20 protein-coding genes are annotated in these 22,190 nt (G+C 62.6%); 15 read left to right on the forward strand and 5 right to left on the reverse strand.

The window, feature by feature from the left end:
• Positions 1-147 precede the first annotated feature (147 nt).
• The 9 genes from DK261_RS24925 (at position 148) to DK261_RS24960 (ending at position 9,529) form a co-directional block, all read left to right on the forward strand.
• A complete protein-coding gene (locus DK261_RS24925) occupies positions 148-2,325 on the forward strand; it encodes an iron-containing redox enzyme family protein (RefSeq protein WP_110176701.1) in 2,178 nt (725 codons plus the stop codon).
• Between the two features lie 16 nt (positions 2,326-2,341).
• The gene (locus DK261_RS24930; protein ID WP_110176703.1) at positions 2,342-3,385 is read left to right on the forward strand and encodes an inosamine-phosphate amidinotransferase 1; all 1,044 of its coding nucleotides are present in this window, start codon (positions 2,342-2,344) and stop codon (positions 3,383-3,385) included.
• 14 nt (positions 3,386-3,399) lie between these two features.
• Positions 3,400-4,026 carry a LysE family translocator gene (locus DK261_RS24935; protein WP_009047754.1) on the forward strand — a complete coding sequence of 209 codons (627 nt, stop codon included), beginning with the start codon at positions 3,400-3,402 and terminating at the stop codon, positions 4,024-4,026.
• 65 nt (positions 4,027-4,091) lie between these two features.
• Entirely contained in the window at positions 4,092-5,933 is a 1,842-nt protein-coding gene (locus DK261_RS24940; protein WP_009047755.1) for a carbamoyltransferase, read from the forward strand.
• A gap of 34 nt (positions 5,934-5,967) precedes the next feature.
• Complete coding sequence (locus DK261_RS33250; RefSeq protein ID WP_007931463.1) at positions 5,968-6,111, forward strand: hypothetical protein; 144 nt, start codon at positions 5,968-5,970, stop codon at positions 6,109-6,111.
• Between the two features lie 27 nt (positions 6,112-6,138).
• Complete coding sequence (locus tag DK261_RS24945; RefSeq protein ID WP_101282005.1) at positions 6,139-7,461, forward strand: aspartate aminotransferase family protein; 1,323 nt, start codon at positions 6,139-6,141, stop codon at positions 7,459-7,461.
• A gap of 60 nt (positions 7,462-7,521) precedes the next feature.
• Positions 7,522-8,124 (forward strand): formyltransferase family protein, encoded by a 603-nt coding sequence (locus DK261_RS24950; protein ID WP_007931465.1) that lies wholly within the window; start codon positions 7,522-7,524, stop codon positions 8,122-8,124.
• A gap of 80 nt (positions 8,125-8,204) precedes the next feature.
• Complete coding sequence (locus DK261_RS24955) at positions 8,205-8,834, forward strand: LysE family translocator (protein ID WP_009047757.1); 630 nt, start codon at positions 8,205-8,207, stop codon at positions 8,832-8,834.
• A gap of 89 nt (positions 8,835-8,923) precedes the next feature.
• The gene (locus DK261_RS24960; RefSeq protein ID WP_009042782.1) at positions 8,924-9,529 is read left to right on the forward strand and encodes a LysE family translocator; all 606 of its coding nucleotides are present in this window, start codon (positions 8,924-8,926) and stop codon (positions 9,527-9,529) included.
• Between the two features lie 66 nt (positions 9,530-9,595).
• On the opposite strand, the gene DK261_RS24965 is transcribed toward DK261_RS24960, so the two are convergent.
• From DK261_RS24965 to DK261_RS24975, 3 genes are all read right to left on the reverse strand, one after another.
• Complete coding sequence (locus DK261_RS24965) at positions 9,596-11,629, reverse strand: FUSC family protein (RefSeq protein WP_110176705.1); 2,034 nt, start codon at positions 11,627-11,629, stop codon at positions 9,596-9,598.
• A gap of 168 nt (positions 11,630-11,797) precedes the next feature.
• Positions 11,798-12,586 carry a VacJ family lipoprotein gene (locus DK261_RS24970; protein ID WP_009047759.1) on the reverse strand — a complete coding sequence of 263 codons (789 nt, stop codon included), beginning with the start codon at positions 12,584-12,586 and terminating at the stop codon, positions 11,798-11,800.
• Positions 12,579-13,877 carry a serine protein kinase PrkA gene (locus DK261_RS24975; protein ID WP_009047760.1) on the reverse strand — a complete coding sequence of 433 codons (1,299 nt, stop codon included), beginning with the start codon at positions 13,875-13,877 and terminating at the stop codon, positions 12,579-12,581. The genes DK261_RS24970 and DK261_RS24975 overlap by 8 nt, the downstream gene beginning before the upstream one ends.
• A 241-nt stretch (positions 13,878-14,118) precedes the next feature.
• Between DK261_RS24975 and DK261_RS24980 the strand changes: the two genes are divergently transcribed.
• Positions 14,119-14,490, forward strand: a complete 372-nt coding sequence (locus DK261_RS24980) for a hypothetical protein (RefSeq protein WP_009047761.1) — start codon at positions 14,119-14,121, stop codon at positions 14,488-14,490.
• 94 nt (positions 14,491-14,584) lie between these two features.
• On the opposite strand, the gene DK261_RS24985 is transcribed toward DK261_RS24980, so the two are convergent.
• Positions 14,585-16,138 (reverse strand): beta-1,6-glucan synthase, encoded by a 1,554-nt coding sequence (locus tag DK261_RS24985; protein WP_009047762.1) that lies wholly within the window; start codon positions 16,136-16,138, stop codon positions 14,585-14,587.
• 341 nt (positions 16,139-16,479) lie between these two features.
• Here DK261_RS24985 and DK261_RS24995 point away from each other — a divergent pair, with 341 nt between their 5' ends.
• The 3 genes from DK261_RS24995 to DK261_RS25005 all read left to right on the forward strand — a co-directional run bounded on the left by DK261_RS24995 (position 16,480) and on the right by DK261_RS25005 (position 19,489).
• Positions 16,480-17,331: a glycine betaine ABC transporter substrate-binding protein gene (locus tag DK261_RS24995; RefSeq protein WP_009047763.1), complete on the forward strand. Its 852-nt coding sequence runs from the start codon at positions 16,480-16,482 to the stop codon at positions 17,329-17,331.
• A 191-nt stretch (positions 17,332-17,522) separates the two neighbouring features.
• A complete protein-coding gene (locus DK261_RS25000; protein ID WP_007931481.1) occupies positions 17,523-17,834 on the forward strand; it encodes a DUF485 domain-containing protein in 312 nt (103 codons plus the stop codon).
• The gene (locus tag DK261_RS25005) at positions 17,831-19,489 is read left to right on the forward strand and encodes a cation acetate symporter (protein ID WP_016702212.1); all 1,659 of its coding nucleotides are present in this window, start codon (positions 17,831-17,833) and stop codon (positions 19,487-19,489) included. The genes DK261_RS25000 and DK261_RS25005 overlap by 4 nt, the downstream gene beginning before the upstream one ends.
• Positions 19,490-19,799: 310 nt before the next feature.
• On the opposite strand, the gene gltA is transcribed toward DK261_RS25005, so the two are convergent.
• Entirely contained in the window at positions 19,800-21,089 is a 1,290-nt protein-coding gene (gltA, locus tag DK261_RS25010) for a citrate synthase (protein ID WP_009047765.1), read from the reverse strand.
• Positions 21,090-21,440: 351 nt separating this feature from the next.
• Here gltA and sdhC point away from each other — a divergent pair, with 351 nt between their 5' ends.
• Entirely contained in the window at positions 21,441-21,827 is a 387-nt protein-coding gene (gene sdhC, locus DK261_RS25015; protein ID WP_169915034.1) for a succinate dehydrogenase, cytochrome b556 subunit, read from the forward strand.
• Positions 21,821-22,189: a succinate dehydrogenase, hydrophobic membrane anchor protein gene (gene sdhD, locus DK261_RS25020; RefSeq protein WP_007931497.1), complete on the forward strand. Its 369-nt coding sequence runs from the start codon at positions 21,821-21,823 to the stop codon at positions 22,187-22,189. Before sdhC ends, sdhD begins: the two co-directional genes overlap by 7 nt.
• Position 22,190 lies beyond the last annotated feature (1 nt).

Here is a 22,190-nt window from a genome sequence, read left to right on the forward strand (position 1 = left end):
CGCCTCTTCGGCAAGAAGAAAAAGAAGAAGCCGGACTCTTCGATCTACCCGATGTTCTGATCTCGACACCCGATGTCATTGCTTGCCGATGACTGAGGGCCGGCAATGGATTGCCTTGGTCTCCAACCTGGAAGGGAAGTAAACAGTATGTGGCGCCAGTTTTATCGATCAGTCAGCAACCCCGAGAGCTTTCTGGGGGATGTCAGTATTCGGCGTCTGATGGGCCTGGCCGCACCGGGTGAAGCCGGTGCGGATGGCTTGGCCGGGTTGCGGGTACAGATCGAGCACTGGCGTGACGAGCAGGCCCAGGCTTACCGCGAACTGGCCAGCCAGGCCGCGGAGCTGGGCAACCAACGGGAATTCGCCGAGGCCCTGCTGGTGCACTCGGCGCCATTGGCCTCGGTGCTGGGTTGCTGGCTGCAAGGCATGAGCGCCCCCGGGGTTTTCGAGGACAGCGCGCAGCTCAGGCTCATGGAGCTGCTGGCCCACGACGTCGGCGTCGGGCGGCCCCTGGCATCGCGCGCCGATCACTTCAAATCGCTGTTGGTGCAGGCGGGGCTGACCGCTTGTGCGGTTTCGCCGTTCGAGCTTTCCACGCTCCCCGACCTGCCCGACGAACTGTTCGAATTACCGGCATTGCTGCAAGCGGTCAGCCGCCGCAGCGATGCCTTTGGCGACACCCTGTGCGGCATCGATTATGCCTGGCGCGCCCTGGGGCTGAGCCCCTGGTGGGTGGTGCTGGACGCGCAGCAGCTGGATGTCCGCCGACTCGACCTGAACCAACTGGATGAAAGCGCGGGCGACAGCTCGGCGCTGGAGATCTCCCAGTGGGTCTGCGAGCAGGTCGCCAACCAGGGCAACATTCGCCGCCTGCAACTGGAGGCGGGCGCCCAGTGGTTGTTCGCGGCCCTGAAGACGTTCAACGAGCGGCTGCTGGCGCACTGTCGGGCCGCGGTATCGCCCGAGCGCCTGATGGGCAAGATGATCCAGCGCATGGCCCGGGCCGGCGCGGTCTATCACCAGGATTACAAGATGGAAGGCCGCAGCCTGGCGCAGTGGCTGCGTGAGGCCCAGGTCGACCCCGTGCCGCTGCTGGAAATGCTTTCGCGCAGCCGCCTGATCGTGCCGGGCAACGCCGAGAAGAGTTTGTTGGTCAACACCCTGGTCGCGCCGAACGGGCGCATGTTCCGGATTTTCAGCGAGGCCGACCTGAGCGTTATCCGCAAATGGATCGATGGCCTGTCCGGCCCGATCCAGCGCGCAGAAGCTGCCCAAGTACCAACGCCAAGCCCTTGCAATGCAGTGGTTCCACAGGTGCTGGGCGAGGACATTCAGGAGCAGGGCCAGTGGCCCAAGAGCCTGCGCGAGGCCTATTTCGTCTTGCAGGGCAGGGCGCTGGCGCCTCGCACCCAGGCTTTTGCCCAGGCTTATGTGACGCGCTGGCTGGAGCAGTCGCGCCGCTCGCTGCAAAACTCCGAACGCACCTTGCCCGAGTCCTGGAATGTCGGCGTATTGCGCGAATGGTTGCTGGACAAGCACGACCGCCACGGTCAGGAGTTCGAAGAAAGCGACCCGGCGGCCATGCCGTCGCGCGAGGAAATCGTCGACTCCACCCTGCAACTGGCGCCGCTGACCCTGATCGACGGCGCCTGGCTCCAGGGCTTCACCGACCTGACGCTGGCTTCGTCCCATGTCGGTTACGCGCTGTTCCAGACCTATTGGGACGAGCTGGGCAACGGCTCCTATGCGCTGAACCATCCGAAGATCTACCGCGACGGCCTGCGCCAGATGGGGCTGGAGCTGGCGCCTACCGGTGCCCGCGAGTTCGCCGAGGATGAGCGGCTGCGCGAGGCCTCGTTCCGCTTGCCGGTCTACTGGCTGTGCCTGGGCAAGCTGCCGGTGACCTTCATGCCGGAAATCCTCGGCATGAACCTGGCGATGGAGCTGTCGGGGGTGGGCGGCAGCTACCGTTCGGCCCGGCGCTTCCTCCGGCACTACGGCTTCAGCACGGCGTTCGTCGACCTGCACAACACCATCGATAACGTCACCACGGGGCATTCGGCCTGGGCGGTGGACGCCATCGACGCCTACATGCGCCAGGTCGCCGCGACGAAGCCGGCGGAACTGGCAGAACACTGGCTGCGGGTCCGCGTCGGCTACGAGTCCCTGGCACCGCAGCCGGACCGCTTGACGTCCTGGTTGCAGCGCCTGGGCATCGGCTCCGCGGGCGCGGTGCTGCCCCGGAGCAAGACGCGGGGCGAGGATCAGGCGCTGTTTCACCATGAACCTATTGTCCCTGCCGCGCCGGTTGGCGTAACGGCCTGAACATCAAGGAGTGTCCATGTCTCTGGTCAACGTGCACAACGAGTGGGATCCGCTGGAAGAAATGATCGTCGGCGTCGCCCAGGGCGCGCAGGTGCCGCGACCCGACCGCGGCCTGTTCGCCCTGGATTACAGCGAGCAGCATGACTACATCGAGGACATTCCATCCGGCCCCTATCCGCAGCAGGTGATCGAGGAAGCCAGCGAGGACCTGGACGCCTTTGCCGCCTTCCTGCGTTCCCACGGGGTCATAGTGCGGCGCCCGGACGTCACTGACCATCGCGCGGTATTCGGCACTTGGGCCTGGAAAACCGACGGCGAATACAACTACTGCCCGCGGGATGTGCTGCTACCCATCGGCCAGACCATCATCGAGGCGCCGATGGCGCTGCGCAGCCGCTACCTGGAACCGTTCGCCTATCGCCGGCACCTGGCCGAATACTTTGCCAGCGGCTCCAACTGGATTTCCGCGCCCAAGCCGCAGCTGCTGGACAGCACCTACCGGATCAACCCCAAGAACGGCTCGATCATTGCCAATGACGAGCCGATCTTCGACGCCGCCAACGTGATCCGCGTCGGCGAGGACATCCTCTATCTGGTTTCGCGCAGCGGTAACGAACTGGGTTGCCAGTGGCTGCAGCGGGTGCTGGGCGATCGTTACCGGGTGCACCCGGTGAGCGGCGTGTACGACGGCACGCACCTGGACACCACCATCACCGTGGTCCGCCCGGGGCTGGTGGTGCTGTGTCCGGAGCGGATCCGCAAGGACCAGGTGCCGGCGCTGTTCAAGAACTGGGACATCATCTGGGCGCCGGAAATGGTCGACACCGGCTATTGCTGGTCCTACCCGCGCGCGTCGATCTGGCAGGGCATGAACTTCATCATGGTCAACCCGGCGCTGGCGGTGATCAACGACCAGCAAGTGCCGCTGATTCGCGCCCTGGAGAAACACGGTATCGATGTGGCGCCGCTGAAAATGCGCCATGCCCGCAGCCTCAGTGGCGGCTTCCATTGCGTGTCGGTCGACATTCGTCGCCGCGGCACCCTTGAAGACTATCGTTGAGCGGAGCCTGGGGCATGCAGAATCTGGACTACTACGCCGTCATCCTGTTCGCGATTTCCACCTGCGTGACGCCGGGGCCGAACAACGTGATGCTGATGTCCTCCGGGGTCAACTTCGGCATCAGCCGCACCCTGCGCCACGTCGCGGGCATCAACATCGGCTTTCCACTGATGCTGATCGCGGTGGGGCTCGGCGCCGGCGCGGTGTTCCATCGTTATCCCAGCCTGCATGACATCCTGCAGGTGATCGGTGCCCTGTACATGCTGTACCTGGCCTACCGGATCGCCACGGCGCCCACGGTCGATCTCGACGACCAGGGCGGGCGCCCGCTGGGCTTCACCGGCGCGGCGCTGTTCCAGTGGGTCAACCCCAAGGCCTGGATCATGGCGGTGGGCGCGGTCCTGGCCTACACCACGCCGGTCGGTTCCTACAGTGCGCAGATCCTGCTGATCGCCTTGATCTTCTTTCTCTTCGGCTCGCCCTGCTCGATGGTCTGGGTGCTGTTCGGACGTTATTTGCGGCGCTTTCTCAGCGAGCCGAACCGGCTCCGGCTGTTCAACATTTCAATGAGTGTGTTGTTGGTGGTGTCGTTGATTCCGGCATTAAAAAGCCTGCCGGTCTCAAGTTGGTTGCACGGATGACGGACTGTGCACAGACACAGGGAATTTCCATGGATTGGCATGAAGCTATGAGGATGAGCGTTTAAATGGCTACTTACGTATTAGGGATTTCGGCGTTCTATCACGACAGCGCCGCGGCGCTGGTGAAGGACGGGGTGCCGGTGGCTGCGGCCCAGGAAGAGCGCTTCACGCGGGTGCGGCACGACGCGGCGTTTCCGGCCAATGCCATCAAGTACTGCCTGGACGCCGAGGGGATCGGCCTCGATGAGCTGACCGCCGTGGTCTACTACGAAGACCCGCAGGAAAAGTTCTCGCGGATGATTTCCTCCTTCGCCAGTGGCGGCATCAGCGGCGCGCGCACCTTCATCAGCACCATGCCGGAATGGATCCGCTGGAAGCTCAATGTGCTCAAGTTCATCGACGAGAAACTCGAGGAACTGGGACGTGGTACCGGACCGCTCACCATCGCTTCGCAGCACCACCGTTCCCATGCCGCGGCGGCGTTTTTCCCGTCGCCGTTCGAGCAGGCGGCGGTGCTGTGCATCGACGGCATCGGCGAATGGCATTCGACCACGATCTGGAAGGGCGACGGTTCCAAGCTCGACCTGATGAACTCGATTTCCTATCCGCACTCGGTCGGCCTGTTCTACTCGGCGTTCACCTATTACTGCGGCTTCAAGGTCGACTCCGGCGAGTACAAACTCATGGGCCTGGCACCTTACGGCCGGCCGATCTATGCCGACAAGATCCGCAAGGAACTGATCAACATCCGCGCCGACGGCTCCTTCACCCTGAACATGAAGTACTTCGAGTACCTGCGTGGCGAGCGCATGGTCGGCGAGGCGTTCGAGGAACTGTTCGGCGGTCCGGTGCGCAAGCCGGAGAGCCCGATCACCCAGCGCGAATGCGACCTGGCAGCCTCGGTGCAGCAGGTGACCGAGGAAGTGGTGCTGGGGCTGGCCACCGCGGCCGTGCGGCAGACCGGTTACCGCAACCTGTGCCTGGCCGGTGGCGTGGCGCTCAACTGTGTGGCCAACGGTGTGCTCAGCCGTTCCGGACGTTTCGACGCGATCTGGATTCAGCCCGCGGCCGGCGACGCCGGTTGTGCCCTGGGGGCGGCCATGGACTATTCGGTCAAGCGCACCGGGCGTCCGCACCTGGGCAGCAAGAAGCTCGACGCCATGAGCGGCAGCCTGTTGGGGCCGGGCTTTGGCGATGAAGAGATCCAGGCGTTCCTCGACGCCAACCAGTATCCGTACCAGCGCTTCGAGGGGGCCGAGCTGTATGACGAAACTGCGCGGCACCTGGCCGACGGCGCCGTGGTCGGCTGGTTCCAGGGGCGCATGGAGTTCGGCCCGCGAGCCCTGGGCGCGCGCTCGATCCTCGGCGATCCACGCAATCCCGAGATGCAGCGCACCATGAACCTGAAGATCAAGTACCGCGAATCCTTCCGGCCCTTTGCCCCGGCGGTGCTGGACGAGGACGCCCAGATCTACTTCGACATCTGCGAGAAGAGCCCGTACATGCTGATGGTTTCGCAGGTCACCGATTCGATCAAGACCGCCGAGTCGTTGCAGCCCGGCGGCCCCGAGCGTGGCCTGGGCAGCATCAACTCGATCCGTTCGCAGTTGCCGGCGGTGACCCACGTCGACCTGTCGGCGCGGGTGCAGACGGTGACCGAAGAAAACAACGCGCCGTTCACCCATCTGCTGCGCAGCTTCAAGAAGCGCACCGGCTGCTCGGTGCTGGTCAACACCTCGTTCAACGTGCGCGGCGAGCCGATCGTGTGCAAGCCGGAAGAAGCCTACGCCTGCTTCATGCGCACCGAGATGGATGTGCTGGTGCTGGGCAGCTTCATTCTCGAGCGCACGACCCAGCCGGAGTTCGTCGAAGAGGTCGACTGGCGCAACGAGATCCCGCTGGACTGATCGCTCACTCACTTTTTATTCAGGAGACAAGGCCATGCTCAGGTTGCTTTCGTTGTTGATGTTCGCTGTGGTGTTGCTACCGATCGGCTGGGCGCGCCGGATATTCAATTCCTCGCGCTTCAGCCAGCGTTTCCATCAAGGCTCGACGGCGTGGGACCACCCGGAAAACACCCGTTAGGCCGAATAACTGCAAGGGCTCGGATCCATGTCAACGGTCATCTACAAGAACTTGAATGCCTCACCGATTCACGCCGTCAATGGCGCTGGGGTCTGGCTTGAGGATGCTTCGGGCAAACGCTACCTCGACACGTGCGGCGGGGTGGCCGTTTCCAGCCTGGGACATGGACATCCACGGATCGCCGCGGCCATCGAGCAGCAGGCGAAAAAGCTCAGTTGGGCCCATGCCGGCAGCTTCACCACGGACGCCGCCGAGGAATTGGCTGACCTGCTGGTGGGGGCCTCCGGCGGCTTGGCCAAGGCGCAGTTTCTCTCCGGCGGTTCCGAGGTCATGGAACTGGCGATGAAAATTGCCTACCAGTATCAGTGCGAGCGCGGGCTGCCGGGCAAATCGATCTTTATCTCGCGCCAGCAGAGCTACCACGGCAGCACCCTGGGGACCCTGTCGATTTCCGGCAACCTGCAGCGTCGCGGGGTCTTCGAGCCGTTGCTCGGGTCCGCCGAATTCGTCTCGCCCTGTTATGCCTATCGCCATCAGGGCACTGATGAAAGCGACGAGCAGTACGGGACGCGCCTGGCGCTGGAACTGGACGAAAAGATCAGGGCGCTGGGCAGCGACAGGGTGGCGGCGTTTTTCGCCGAGACCGTGGTCGGCTCCACCAACGGCGCGGTGCCGCCGGTGCCGGGGTACTTCCGCAAGATCAAGGCGGTGTGCGAACGTCACGACGTGCTGCTGATCCTCGACGAGGTGATGGCCGGCATGGGCCGCACCGGCAGGTTCTTCGCCTACGAAGACGACGGCATCGTGCCGGACATGGTCGCGGTCGGCAAAGGCCTGGCGGCCGGTTACCAGCCGATCTCGGCGTTGCTGGTCAGCAGCCAGGTGCATGAGGCCATGGCGGGCAACTCCGGGGTGCTGGGCAACGGCCAGACCCACGTCAATCATCCGCTGGCCTGCGCCGTTGCGCTGGAGGTGCAGCGGGTCATCCAGGACGAGAACCTGCTGCAGGCCGTGTGCCTGCGCGGCGAGCAACTGCGCCACGGCCTGCGCGAGTGCCTGGCGCGCTTCGAGCATGTCGGCGATGTGCGCGGGCGCGGTCTGTTCGTCGGCGTGGAGTTCGTTCAGGACCGGGACACCCGCGAGCCCTATCACGGTGGCGGCCGTTACGCTGCGAGCCTCAAGGCGCAGGCGCTGGAACAAGGGCTGCTGATTTATCCGGGCAGCGGAACCGCCGACGGTGTTCACGGTAACCACGTGCTGTTCGCGCCGCCCTTCATCTCCAGCGAGGCGGAAATCGCCGAAATGGTCGAGCGCTTCACGGCGGTAGTCGAGGCCTGCCAGCAGGGTTAGCGGGGAGGGCGGACCGGGGGTGTTTTCGAAATGTACCAACAGCCAATAGTGGAAAAGACTATGCAGACCATCGAACCATGCAAGGACAAAGTTCTATTGTCGGTGTGCACCATGGACTGGTGCGATCACGGCGTTGAATTCGCCAAGACGGTTTTTTCCAACCTGGAAGTGTTCTGTTGGGACCCGGGCGACCCCTATCCGTATCACCTGGAAGACTGGGAAGGCGACTGGATCATTTCCTATCGCGGCGACTTCATCTTCCCGCCGAGCATCTATCAGCGGGCCCGCAAGGGCGCGATCAACCTGCACCCGGCGCCGCCCAAGTACCGCGGCCTGGGCAGCCAGCACTATGCGATCTACTACCAGGACGAAACCTACGGTTCGACCTGCCATCACCTGGCGCCCTCGGTGGACAGCGGCGACATCATCCACGTCGCGCGTTTCAACATCGCCCCGGCGGAAACCGCGTCTTCGCTGCGCCTGCATGTCGGCGCCTATTGCCTGCAGCAGTTCATCCACCTGTTGACCGACTACATCCTGCAAGGCCGTCCGCTGCCGGTGTCGCCCGAGCGCTGGGGCGAGCGGCTGTACAAGCAATCCGAACTCAAACCCTGGATGGAAAAGATCCGGGCCGAAGAACCCGATCATCGCTGCTTCAAGTAGCGAGGAGGGATGCCGGCCCGCGCGGGGCGGCATCCCGGTTGGTAAACCCTGCTCCCGCGACTTCTACGAGAGACCGTCAAATGTTTGATTTATCGAGCTTTGGTGCTGCTATGGCCGTTTATGTCATCGGAACCGCCAGCCCTGGCCCGGGTAACCTGGCGATTGCCAACACCTCGCTCAGCTACGGGCGTACCCCGGGGCTGGCGCTGGCGGCCGGGGTCATTTCCGGTTCGTTGTGCTGGGGCGCGATGACGGCCGCGGGCGTCTCGGCCTTGCTGATGTCCAACACCCAGGTGCTGGTCTGGCTGAAGATCCTCGGCGCCTGCTACCTGTTATGGCTGGCCTACAAATCCATCCGCGGCGCCCTGAGCGCGAGCGCGGTCAACCTCAATCGCGCCCGGGCCAAACAGAGCCGCACGCTGGGGTTCTACCTGCAAGGGCTGGGCATCCACCTGACCAACCCCAAGGCGGCCCTGACCTGGTTCACCGTGACCACCGTCGGCCTCAGCGCCACGGCGCCCTCCTGGGCCAGCTTCGTGCTGGTGGGCAGCTGTGCGGTCGCCGGCTTCGTGATTTTCTGTGCCTACGCCCTGGCGTTTTCCGCGCGTTCGGCGGAGCCGTTTTTCGTCCGCACGCGCAAGGCTTTCGGCCTGGTCTGCGGCGCGTTCTACGCCATGGTCGCAGCGGGCTTCATCGGGTCCTTGCTGTAAGCGTGGATAAGCCTCGCCCGTGGCGATCGCCGGGGCGAAAACAATGACTCAGGGCTCTGTTCGGAGCATGTACTTCTCAGGATGACTGTATGCCGTTGTCGATCGACTTGTTGTTGGCTTTCGCCTTGTTTGCCTTTGTCACTTCGGTGACCCCCGGACCGAACAACACCATGCTGCTGGCCTCGGGGGTGAATTTCGGGTTCCGCCGCACGGTGCCGCATATCCTCGGGATCAGTTCGGGGTTCCTGGTGCTGGTACTGGCCGTCGGCCTGGGCCTGGGCGCCGTGTTCGAGGCCTACCCGGTGCTGTACAAGGTGCTGCGCTATGTCGGTGCGGCCTACCTGTTGTACCTGGCCTGGAACATCGCCCGTTCCGGGCCGGTGTCCCAGGAAGTCGACGGCAAGGGCCGGCCGCTGGGGTTCTGGGGGGCGGCGGCGTTCCAGTGGGTCAACCCCAAGGCCTGGGTCATGGCGCTGGGGGCCATCAGCACCTATACGCCATTGCAGGGCTACTTTTTCAACGTGGTGGTAATCGCCAGCCTGTTTGCCTTGATCAACGCGCCGAGCGTCGGAGTCTGGGCCGGATTCGGCAGCGTGCTGCGCAATGTCCTGCGCGATCCGCGCTGGCTGCGCCTGTTCAACTACGGCATGGCCTTGCTGCTGGTGATTTCGCTGTTCCCGCTGCTGCAAGCCTGAGGGGCTTTCCCAGGGCGTTATGCCGCCACCCGCCGCAACCGGCGCGTGGCGGTTTTTTTTGCCCGCTCATTGCCCCTGGGCGACAGCCGCCACGCCGGGTTCGTGGCGAGTCAGGCGGCACCATTTGTGCCAGGTGAATTGCAGTTGCAGCAGCGCCGCCCTGGCCATTTCCAGGTCCTGTTCCGGCAGTTGCGGCGCCTGCTCCAGGGCCTTGAGCAGGGCGACGGTCGGAGCATCCAGTCGATCGCTGCGGCGTGGCGTCGGTCCGCCCGACTTGAGCTGCGTGGCGATGCTCTGCAGGTAGTGCCCGCGCTCGACGCCCAGGGCGCCGACCGCGGCGCCCAGGCTGGCGCGCAATTGCAGCAGTTCGTCGCCCAGGTCGAGCCCGAGCAGGCCGTTGTCCCAGTGCTGGCGGCGTTCCTGGGGCAGGCTTTCGGAGTAGCGCGCCAGGCGGATCAAGCGGTCGGCCATGCGCCCGCCGAACCAGCTCTCGGCTTGCTCCAGCGGGCGCGAAGTGAGTTGCGCCAGGTCGAACAGCGAGGCGCGGAACATCCGCCGATAGTGATGTTCGCCGGGGTTGAGGCTGACCAGGCGAAACACCAGGACCGCGATGCCGACGCCGACCAGGGTCGCCATGGCCTTGTTGAGGAAGTTGGCCAGGTCGTAGGTCATCAGGTTGCCGGGGCCGACGTTGTTGACGAAAAAGATGCAGAACGCCGACGCGATTGGCGCCATCCGCGGTTTGCTCATGCACAGCGAAGCGCAAAACAGCGGCACCCCGAGCCCCACGCACAACAGCGGGAAACCATCCCAGCCGGGCAGCAATCCCAGGCCGACAAAGCCGGCGATCGGTACTGACAGGGCGATGCCCTTGAGGAAGTTGAGGCTGGAGGCGGAAGGGTTTTCCCGGCCGGCGAACAGGCTCAGCACCACCCCGCAGATCGATACCGCGCCCAGGCCGGAGGGCCAGGCCGAGAGCACCCAGAAGCCGGCCACGGCGAGAAACGCCAGGGCGCTGCGCAGGCCGCCGAGGATGCCTTGCTCGATATCCCGGTGCCAGGACAGGGCGCCAGGCGCGCCATGGGGTACCCGGCCCTGCTCGACGGCCTGCAGAGTCCGCGCGCTGCGTTCCAGCAGCGCCGGCACCTGGGCCAATTGCATCAGGCACAGATGTGCATCCTGCGACAGGCTGCGGTCCTGCAGTGCCTCTTGAAGGCGTGCCCACAGCTGGGCGATGTCTGCCTCGTGGCTGTGTTCCAGGGCCGTGGCCAGTTGTTCGATCAGCGCTGCCACCGCGGCATTCGCCGCGCTGTCGAGCATCAGCCGCTGGCGGGCCACGCCGCGGGCGGCGCGCAACAGGCTCAGCAAGTCGCGACTGAGCACCCGCAGGGCCTGGGAGCGCCGACGCCCCTGAGGCCCTTCGAACCAGGCGTGATCGCGCTGGGCATCGACCGCCACCAGCTTGCCGAGGGCTTCCAGCAATCCTTTGCGCTGGTCCTGGCCGATCAACTCGGAGGCCGCGGCGCGCATGCCGGCTTGCCAGGCGAGCTTGCCTTGGGTGGCCAGCGCCTGTTCGACCCGGCGCGGCCACAACACGGTGCTGGCGATCGCCGCGCAGATGATTCCCAGGCTGATTTCCGAACAGCGGGCCACGGCCTGGTCGAACACCAGCAGCGGATGGGTGGTGGCGGGCAGGGCGATGATCGCCGCGGTGTAGCCGGCCAGTACGAAGCCGTAGGAAGCATGATTGCGCAGCAGCGAAGCGCCGGTGGTGCAGAAGGCCAGCCACAGCGCCATCGCCAGCAGAAACAACAGGGGCGCCTGGCCGAACAGGCCGATCAGCAGGATCGAGGCCAGGGCGCCGCTAAAGGTGCCCAGCAGGCGGAAGGCGCCCTTGGCCAGGACCATGCCGCTGCTGGGCTGGCTGACGATGAACACGGTGGTCAGGGCCCATTGCGGCTGCTCGAGGTTGAAACGAAAGGCCAGGTACAGGGCGATGCCCCCGGCGATCATGTTCCTGATGGCGAACAGCAGGTCGTTGCGGCTGGGAGCCAGGACGGCCAGCCAGAAATCGGGGATTCGCAGGGTGGGGCTTTTCATTGGCAAGGCACATAGATAGCTAGCTAATGATTAGCATCGTATCTACTTGCTTGGGAAATTCCAATGAGGATTTTTCTGCTTCCGGAGAGGGTGCAGGTGCTGAGAAGGGCGAGGGTATCGGTGCGGCGAAGAAAAGGGCCCTGCACGAATGGCAGGGCCCTGGAGGGATCACTCGGCGATTTGCAGCTTGCGCGATTCGGTGTAGACGTAGCGGACTTTTTCGTACTCGAACGGCGAGTCCAGCTGGCCGTAGCGGAAGCTGGTCTGATAGCGCTTGTCGATACTGCGCAGGACCCAGAGTTCCGGGTGGTTCGAACTGACCTCGGAGACGTTGAGGAAGTTGATCGCCGACTCGGTGGTGTAGTCCACGGCCAATCCGGCGGTATCGCGAAGGTTCGAGGGGCCGAGGATCGGCAGGACGAAATAGGCGCCGCCCGGCACGCCGTAGAAGCCCAGGGTCTGGCCGAAGTCTTCGCTCTGGCGTGGCAGGCCCATGCTGGTGGCCGGGTCCCAGAGACCGCCGATACCGATGGTGGTGTTGACCAGCAGGCGGGCGGTGGTGTTCAGCGAGCGCTGGCCCTTGAACTGCAGCAGGCTGTTGACCAGGTTCGGCACGTCGCCCAGGTTGTTGAAGAAGTTGCTCACACCGGTGCGCAGGAAGCTCGGGGTGATGTAGCGGTAACCGTCGACCACCGGCAGGAACACCCACTGATCGAAGCGGTAGTTGAAGTGGTACACCCGGCGGTTCCACGACTCCAGCGGGTCGTAGACGTTCAGCGCGTTGAGGGTCGAGCGCTCGAACTCGCGCTGGTCCAGGCCCGGGTTGAACTTGAGCCGCTTGAGCGGTTGGGTGAAGCCATCCTCGTCTGCGACCACGGGTGTCGCGGTCTGGCCGTCGTCGGCATTGGCATAGCCTGCGCAGAATAACGCAGCGATGAGCAGGAGATGTTTAGCCACGGAAGAACTCCAGCATGGCGTCGCTGTTGACGCGGTAGTTGAGGTTGCCGCAATGGCCGCCATGGGGGTAGACCGTCAGCCGGTCGCCAAAGGTCTTGCGCAGGAACCCCAGGTCGCCGGGGCCGAGGATCACGTCGTCGGCGTTGTGCATCACGGCGATTTTCGGACTGTCCTGCAGGTAATCCTTGAGCGCGTACAGGCTCACCTGGTCGATCAGTTGCAGCACGCTGCCGCCGTCGGTGCGGGCGCGCCACATCGGGATCACCTGCTCGGTGAGGTAGCAGTCGAAGTCGCATTGCAGGGCGCGCTTGAGGAATGGCGTGAGGTTGGTGCCTTCGCTGATCGGGTACTTGGGCGGGGTGATCAGGCCGCGGCGGTTGATCAGGTCCGAGGTGAAGGCGATGTCGGCGGCGGAGAAGCGGAACGAGGTGCCGATCAGCATCGCCATCTGCTCGTTGCTCAGGTGCTGCTTGGACTGCTGGAAGTCGTAGAGCAGGGCATCGTTGAGATCGATGTAGCCCTTCTGCTGGAAGTAGCGGGTCAGCTTGTTCAGCACCAGCTCGTAGAAGGTGGTGGTGTTATTGATGCCCTTGACCTCGGTCTGCACCAGCTTGTCGAGGTTGGTGATGGAGGTATAGAGGTTGACCGGCGGGTTGAGCAGCAGGACTTTCTTGAAGTTGAAGCTGCGCCGGGTTTCGTCCAGCTTGCTGACGAAGGCCGCGTCCAGGGCGCCGAGGCTGTAGCCGGTGAGATAGAAATCGGTGATCGGCAGTTTCGGGTTCTGCGCGCGTACCGCCTGCATCACGCGGTATATGTCTTCGGCATCGTCCTTGGTCACACCCGGGGTGGCGAACCGCGAGGCGGCGCTGATGAAGTCGAAGCTGGTGGGCGAGGACAGCTGCACCACGTGATAGCCGGCCTGGTAATAGAGCTTCTTCAGGTATTCGTTGTGGCTGCTGTCGTAGCGCGCGCCGGTGCCGGCGATGAGGAAGATCAGCGGTGCGGCATGGTCCTGCTCGGCGATGCGGTAGGTGAGCTTCTTCACGGCCCAGAAGTTGTCCGGCAGGATGAATTCGCGCTCGGGGCGCAAGGTCAGGCTGCGGTCGGACTGATTGATATCGTCGTCACTCGGCAGCTTCGGACGCAGGTCCGGCGGAGTGGTGGCAATGGTCGCCTCGAACGGGTTGGTCAAGGGGTAGCCATAGCTGGCGGCGTCGATGTCGACCGCGAGCGCGGACGCACTCGAGATAAGGCCGCCAAACAGGGCAGCGAAGCGCAAGGAACGGAGCATGACTAAATCCCTGTAGAGGAAGGTGCCGAGTGAAGTTCGCAGGCTATGACCACCGGGTTGCTGCCGAAGTGCCATGGCACGGCCCAAAAAACGATCAAGGCAGGGCAAAGCCGGATCGGCGGTAATAGTCGCCAGACGATACACTTTGTCGCTGTTTGCTCAACAGTTATCTGTGCAACACGCTTGCTTACCGGCCTCGGGCGATTATGCTGGGCGCCGTTTTCGCTTATCGGAGTGCTTCATGTCCCGCCGTCTTCCCGTGATTCTGCTGCTTGTTGTCCTGCCGTTGTGGCTGGCCGCCAGTTATGGCGTGCGCTACGGCTTCATGGAGGACGCTCGATGGGTCGGCGTCTGTGTCGACGAAGCCAGCCGCTGGGAGTGCCAGGCACGTTCCAGCCTGGGGCTGCTGATCCACTTCAAGGTCATGGGCTGGGCGGCGCTGGCGGCGGCCCTGATCGCCTTCGTGATACCGGGTCGTGCCGGCTGGAGCCTGGCGGTGCTGGCGCTGCTGTTCGGCTTTCCGGCACTGGCGCTCTACAACACCAGCCTGGCAGTGTTTGCCATCGTCATCGGTGCCTTGCGGCTGGTAAGGGCGCCTCGCGCTGTTCTGTAGGAGCGAAGCTTGCTCGCGATCAACGATGACGCGGTATGACTGCTAAACCGCGGCGACGCCATCGCGGGCAAGCCTCGCTCCTACACGGTTCTGATCAGGCTTTGCGAGCCCGCAAGCTGCGCCACAGGGCGGCGACCATCAGCACGCTGACCAGAGCCCAACCCCAGGCCTGCTGGTTTTCCAGGCCTTCGCGATACAGCTGAGGAGCGATGCCGGCACCGACGATAAAGGTCAGCAGGGCAATTTCGCGACGCGGCACCCGCACCGGGCGGCACAGGTAGACCAGGGCTGGCAGGAGCAGGGCGGCGCTGGGGAAACTGCGATAACGCGGGTCGAACACCAGCTCCAGCATCATCACCGCGGCGGCGAAACCGGCGGCGGCGAGCAGCCAGCCGGCACGTTTTTCCAGGCTGTCGAAAGCGCGCTGGCGCCAGCCGGTTTGGGGGCTCAGGCTCAGTGCCGCGTGGGCCAGCACCAACAGGTTCAGGGCCAGCAGCAGGCCTGCCCAGAACCATTCCCCGGCAAAGCGGCTGGTGACTCGCGCCAGCTCGCCCCAGGCGCCAATGGAGCAGGCGGCGAGGGCGCCGAGTAAAGGCAGGACCAAGGCCGCGCGAGTACCGCGGACCCGGCCACCGAGGATCAGCGTGGCGAGGAAGATCACCTCGCCCACACCCAGCCACAATGGCCAGTAAGGCAGGTTCGATACCGGCCCGGCGAGCACGCCCTTGTCCTGGCGGTCGGCATCGAACAGTCCCCAGTAACCGCCGACGGCGCCTTCGCTGGCGCGTTTCCACGGCTGGTCGAAGGCTTCGATCAGGTTGTAATGCCAGCCATTCTGTTCGGCCATGACCACAAAACCACGGATGAACTTGGCCTCGTTGACCCGGCTCGGCAGGGCGGTTTCGCGCTGGCGGCCTTCGCTGGGCCAGCCGGTTTCGCCGATCATCACGTCCTTGGGCGCGAACTTGTTGCCGAACACCTGGCGCACCTGGGCCACATGGTTCAGCGCGGCGTCGATGTTGGACGGATCGTCTTCCCAGTAGGGCAGCAGGTGGATGGTCAGGAAGTCCACCGCCGGCGCGATTTCCGGGTGCTTGAGCCAGAACTCCCAGACATCCGCGTAGGTGACGGGCTGCTTGACGTGAGCCTTGACCTTGTTGATCAGCCTGGCCAGTTGCGGGCCGGTGACTTCCTTGCGCAGCAGGGCTTCGTTACCGACGATCACCGAGCTCACCACATCCGGGTTGGCATTGGCCGAGGCGATCAGCAGGTCGACCTCTTTTTCGCTGTCCACCGGGTTGCTGTTGATCCAGGCGCCGATCATCAGCTTCAGGCCGTGCTTGCGCGCCAGGTCCGGCAGGGCTTCGAGGCCGGTCATGGAATAGGTACGGATGCACTCGAAGCGGGTCGCCAGCAATGCCAGGTCGGCGTCCATGCGCTCCGGGCGCAACTTGAACGGCTGGTCGAAGGGCGACTGGTCCTTGTCGAACGGGGTGTAGGACGCGCATTGCAACTTGTGACTGGCGCTGGCGACATCCGGCAGCACCACCGGCTGGCCGAGGCCGTACCAGAAACCGCAGAGCGCGAAGACTCCCAGCAGGCAGGCGAATAGATAGGGCAGGAGCGGGAAGCGGGCAATCGAGGGCATGGTCAGGCCGTCAGGAAACAAAGCCGGGCATCTTACCCGGATTTGCCGCTGCCCAGGTGGCCTGCATGATTTTGACATGCAAAGTTCGGGCGGGATTGGGCGACTGTTTTGGGCATGCCCTGATTACTGGCGAACTGGTGTCGTTGCTGAATGTTTTGAGGTCGCAGTCAGAGCAGGTCACCTTTGGCGTCAGGTTGATGATCGACGCGTCAGGGCTCTCATAGGGCAATCGCGCTGATGTTCGAGCAAGTTGGTGGGGCGTGATGAGGGCGCTGAGCACCATAACAACAGGTTGACGCGGCTCGGCATCCGTCGGGCGCAGCACTTTCGGGGAAGTAACGATGAAGATGCGACGACTCTTAGGCGCAGGTGCCGGTCTGGTACTTGCGATCAGTTCAACCCTGGCCAGCGCCGATAGCAAAACCCTGAGCATCGGCTATGTCGACGGTTGGTCGGACAGTGTGGCGACCACGTATGTAGCGTCTGAGGTGATCAAGCAGAAACTCGGTTATGACGTGAAGTTGCAGGCTGTGGCAACCGGGATCATGTGGCAGGGCGTGGCCACCGGCAAGCTGGATGCCATGCTGTCGGCCTGGCTGCCGGTGACCCACGGCGAGTACTGGACCAAGAACAAAGACAAGGTGGTCGACTACGGCCCCAACTTCAAGGACGCGAAAATCGGCCTGATCGTGCCGGAGTACGTCAAGCCCAAGAGCATCGCCGACCTGAAGGATGACACCACCTTCAAGAACAAGATCGTCGGTATCGATGCCGGTTCGGGCGTGATGCTCAAGACCGACCAGGCCATCAAGGACTACGGCCTGGACTACAAGCTGCAAGCCAGTTCGGGCGCGGCGATGATCGCCGAACTGACCCGTGCCGAAGAGAAGAAGGACTCCATCGCGGTCACCGGCTGGGTGCCGCACTGGATGTTCGCCAAGTGGAAGCTGCGCTTCCTGGACGATCCGAAAGGTGTTTACGGCGCCGCTGAAACCGTCAACAGCATCGGCAGCAAAGGCCTGGAGAAGAAGGCGCCGGAGGTTGCGGCCTTCCTGAAGAAGTTCCAGTGGGCTTCCAAGGATGAAATCGGCGAGGTGATGCTGGCAATTCAAGAGGGCGCCAAACCGGAAGCCGCGGCCAAGGACTGGGTGGCCAAACACCCTGAGCGCGTTGCCGAGTGGACCGCTAACTGATCGCGAGGCGTCTAGCTTGCAGGTCTCGAGGCCGCCGGGTGTTCGCACCCGGCGGCCTTTTGTTTTGCTCGGCGTAAAAGTGCCTGTCAGGGAGGCTGTCGTTCTAATACTAAGGTCGTCTGGAACCGGCTCCAGAGCTGCATAGAGTGGACTACGTTCCAACTAAAATCTGTGCTGCGAGGATAAAAACAATGAACGACAGCATTTACCTCTCGATTCAAAACAGCTCGCGTTTCAAGGAGCTGGTCAGCAAGCGCGAACGATTCGCCTGGATACTGTCGGCGGTCATGCTCGGGCTCTATTCGGGCTTCATCCTGCTGATTGCCTACGGACCCCATGTACTGGGGGCAAAACTCAGTCCTGAATCATCCATCACCTGGGGCATTCCCATTGGTGTCGGGTTGATTGTCGCGGCCTTTGTCCTGACCGGCATCTACGTGCGACGCGCCAATGGCGAATTCGACGACCTGAACAATGCGATTCTCAAGGAGGCTCAGCAATGATCCGGCGTCTATTGGCTTTTTTTAGCGTCGCGGCCTTTGCTCCAAGTCTCTGGGCGGCCGACGCCCTGACCGGCGAAGTACATAAACAACCCCTCAATGTCTCGGCGATCATCATGTTCGTGCTGTTCGTCGGGGCCACCCTGTGCATCACCTACTGGGCCTCCAAGCGCAACAAGTCGGCGGCCGACTACTATGCCGCGGGTGGCAAGATCACCGGTTTCCAGAACGGCCTGGCGATTGCCGGTGACTACATGTCGGCGGCGTCCTTCCTGGGGATTTCCGCCCTGGTGTTCACCTCCGGCTACGACGGCCTGATCTATTCGATCGGCTTCCTGGTGGGCTGGCCGATCATTCTGTTCCTGATCGCCGAGCGCCTGCGCAACCTGGGCAAGTACACCTTTGCCGACGTGGCGTCCTATCGCCTGGGGCAAACCCAGATCCGCTCGCTGTCGGCCTGCGGCTCGCTGGTGGTGGTGGCGTTCTACCTGATCGCGCAAATGGTCGGTGCCGGCAAGCTGATCCAGCTGCTGTTCGGCCTTGATTACCATGTGGCGGTGATCCTGGTGGGTATCCTGATGGTGCTGTACGTGCTGTTCGGCGGCATGCTGGCGACCACCTGGGTACAGATCATCAAGGCGGTCCTGCTGCTGTCCGGCGCTTCGTTCATGGCGCTGATGGTCATGAAGCATGTCAACTTCGACTTCAACATGCTGTTCTCCGAAGCCACCAAGGTTCACCCCAAAGGTGAAGCGATCATGAGCCCGGGCGGCCTGGTGAAGGATCCGATCTCGGCGTTCTCCCTCGGCCTGGCGCTGATGTTCGGTACCGCGGGTCTGCCGCACATCCTGATGCGCTTCTTCACCGTGAGCGACGCCAAGGAAGCGCGCAAGAGCGTGCTGTATGCCACCGGCTTCATCGGCTACTTCTACATCCTGACCTTCATCATCGGTTTTGGCGCGATCCTCCTGGTCAGCACCAACCCGGCGTTCAAGGATGCGGCGGGCGCTCTGCTCGGCGGCAACAACATGGCGGCGGTGCACCTGGCCAATGCCGTAGGCGGCAGCGTGTTCCTCGGCTTCATCTCGGCGGTGGCCTTCGCCACTATCCTGGCGGTGGTGGCTGGCCTGACCCTGGCCGGTGCCTCGGCGGTTTCCCATGACCTGTACGCTAGCGTGATCAAGAAGGGCAAGGCCAACGAGAAGGATGAAATCCGCGTCTCGAAGATCACCACCGTGTGCCTGGGTGTGCTGGCGATTGCCTTGGGCATCCTGTTCGAGAGCCAGAACATCGCGTTCATGGTCGGCCTGGCGTTCTCCATCGCGGCGAGCTGCAACTTCCCGGTACTGCTGCTTTCCATGTACTGGAAGAAGCTCACCACCCGCGGTGCGATGATTGGCGGCTGGCTGGGCCTGGTCAGTGCCGTGGGCCTGATGATCCTCGGCCCGACCATCTGGGTGCAGATCATGGGGCATGAGAAAGCCATCTTCCCTTACGAGTACCCGGCGCTGTTCTCGATGATCATTGCCTTTATCGGGATCTGGTTCTTCTCCATCACCGACAAGTCCACTGCGGCTGACAATGAGCGGGCGCTGTTCTTCCCGCAATTCGTACGCTCGCAGACCGGCCTGGGCGCCAGCGGGGCGGTATCGCACTAAGGCCTTTGGGTATCGGCTTCTATATATAAGCTGAGTTGCAAACCAATGCCCCTGTCGAAAGACAGGGGCATTTTTATTGGTTCCAGGAATGGGTCGTCCCTTGTAGCCGCTGGCGCAGCCTGCGATCGAGCGCGCAGCGCTCGCAAGCTTTCACAGTGAGAGTAGTGCGGACTTGGCGTTCTACATCCGCTGTGCGGCCGAACACAGGCTGCTACAAGGAAATGGCGGGGGAGAGGAGCATAAACAAATACGGCCTCTATAAAGAGGCCGTATCCGCTGCAGTCAAGACGTTAGCGCAAGGCAACAGCTCTTACTTGCGGTCTTCCAGCTTGGTGATGTCGCGCGACTCGTAGCCGGTGTACAGCTGGCGAGGACGGCCGATCTTGTAAGGGCTGGAGAGCATTTCTTTCCAGTGCGAGATCCAGCCGACGGTACGCGCCAGGGCGAAGATCACGGTGAACATGCTGGTTGGAATGCCGATGGCCTTGAGGATGATCCCCGAGTAGAAGTCGACGTTCGGGTACAGCGAGCGTTCGATGAAGTACGGGTCGGTCAGGGCGATCTCTTCCAGGCGCATGGCCAGTTCGAGTTGTTTGTCGTGCTTGATGCCCAGTTCTTTCAGTACTTCGTCGCAGGTCTGCTTCATGACGGTGGCGCGTGGGTCGCGGTTCTTGTAGACGCGGTGACCGAAGCCCATCAGCTTGAACGGATCGCTCTTGTCCTTGGCCTTGGCGATGAACTTGTCGATGTTCGAGACATCGCCAATTTCGTCGAGCATGGTCAGTACCGCTTCGTTGGCGCCGCCGTGAGCCGGGCCCCAGAGTGCGGCGATACCGGCAGCGATACAGGCGAACGGGTTGGCACCCGAGGAGCCTGCCAGGCGTACGGTGGAGGTCGATGCGTTCTGCTCGTGGTCGGCATGGAGGATGAAGATCCGGTCCATTGCCTTGGCCAGCACCGGGCTGATCGGTTTGATCTCGCACGGGGTGTTGAACATCATGTGCAGGAAGTTTTCCGCGTACGACAGGTCGTTGCGCGGGTACATCATGGGTTGGCCCATGGAGTACTTGTAAACCATCGCGGCCAGGGTCGGCATCTTGGCAACCAGGCGGATCGCGGAGATTTCGCGATGCTGCGGGTTATTGATGTCCAGGGAGTCGTGGTAGAAGGCCGAGAGGGCACCGACTACGCCGCACATGACGGCCATCGGGTGGGCGTCGCGACGGAAGCCGTTGAAGAAAGTCTTCAGCTGCTCGTGAACCATGGTGTGGTTCTTCACGTTGCTGACGAACTGGGCCTTCTGTTCTGCGGTCGGCAGTTCGCCGTTGAGCAGCAGGTAGCAGGTTTCCAGGTAGTCCGACTTTTCAGCCAACTGTTCGATCGGGTAGCCGCGGTGCAACAGAATGCCGTTGTCGCCGTCGATATAGGTGATTTTCGACTCGCAGGAGGCGGTCGACATGAAGCCCGGGTCAAAGGTGAAGCGGCCCGTGGCCGTCAAGCCCCGAACATCGATTACATCGGGACCAACGGTGCCGGTTAAAATGGGCAGCTCGACGGGGGCTGCGCCCTCGATGATCAACTGCGCTTTTTTGTCAGCCATGTGGCCTCCTATTTATGCTTGAAATCATCAGACAGACCCCCCACGCAGGGCCCGCACCACTATAGTGAGATAAATCCGAATGTCAATTTGCCTAAAGTCTTGCCCCAGAAGGCTTTAACCGTACTTTTTCCTCGAAATTCCCCGCCATTTACGCCTTTTATCCGCCTAACGCAATGAGCTATTAGGGGAAGGTGATTGCGTTGTCATTAGTAGCCTAACTGTCTATACTCGGCCACCGACCGCCATGGGCTTTCGGGCCCGGTTTGATGGGGGTCGTCACTCCCTGGGTGGTGGGTACCTGACCAGTGCACTCCCCAACAACTTTGCCCTGATTGTTAGGGGCTCTTCAGTGTGAAAAAAGCCGTGAATAGCCAACGACCTGTAAACCTAGACCTAAGGACCATCAAACTCCCAGTCACTGCTTACACGTCCATCCTTCACCGTATTTCCGGTGTCATCCTCTTTGTGAGCCTTGCCATCATGCTTTATGCATTGGACAAGTCGCTCAGCTCCGAGGAAGGCTTCGGCGAGGTGAAAGCGTGTCTGACCAGTCCGCTAGCCAAGCTAGTGATTTGGGGCATCCTGTCCGCCTTGCTGTATCACTTGGTTGCCGGTGTGCGCCATTTGATCATGGACATGGGCATCGGTGAGACGCTGGAAGGCGGCAAGCTGGGCTCTAAAATCGTTATCGCCGTATCCGTGGTGGTAATCGTTCTGGCAGGAGTTTGGATATGGTAACTAACGTCACGAACCTGTCGCGTTCGGGCCTCTATGACTGGATGGCACAACGTGTGTCTGCGGTCGTTCTCGCGGCTTATTTCATCTTCCTGATCGGATACCTCGTTGCGAACCCGGGCCTTGGCTACGAGCAATGGCACGCACTGTTCTCCAACAACTGGATGCGTATCTTCAGCCTGCTGGCCATGGTTGCTCTGGGCGCTCACGCCTGGGTCGGCATGTGGACCATTTCGACCGACTACCTGACGCCGATGGCGCTGGGCAAATCGGCGACTGCAGTACGTTTCCTTTTCCAGGCAGTATGCGGCGTTGCAATGTTCGCCTACTTCGTCTGGGGTGTGCAGATTCTCTGGGGTATCTGAT

This window comes from Pseudomonas sp. RW409, from assembly GCF_003184125.1.
In the GTDB taxonomy this organism is placed as follows: Bacteria; Pseudomonadota; Gammaproteobacteria; order Pseudomonadales; family Pseudomonadaceae; genus Aquipseudomonas; species Aquipseudomonas chlororaphis_I.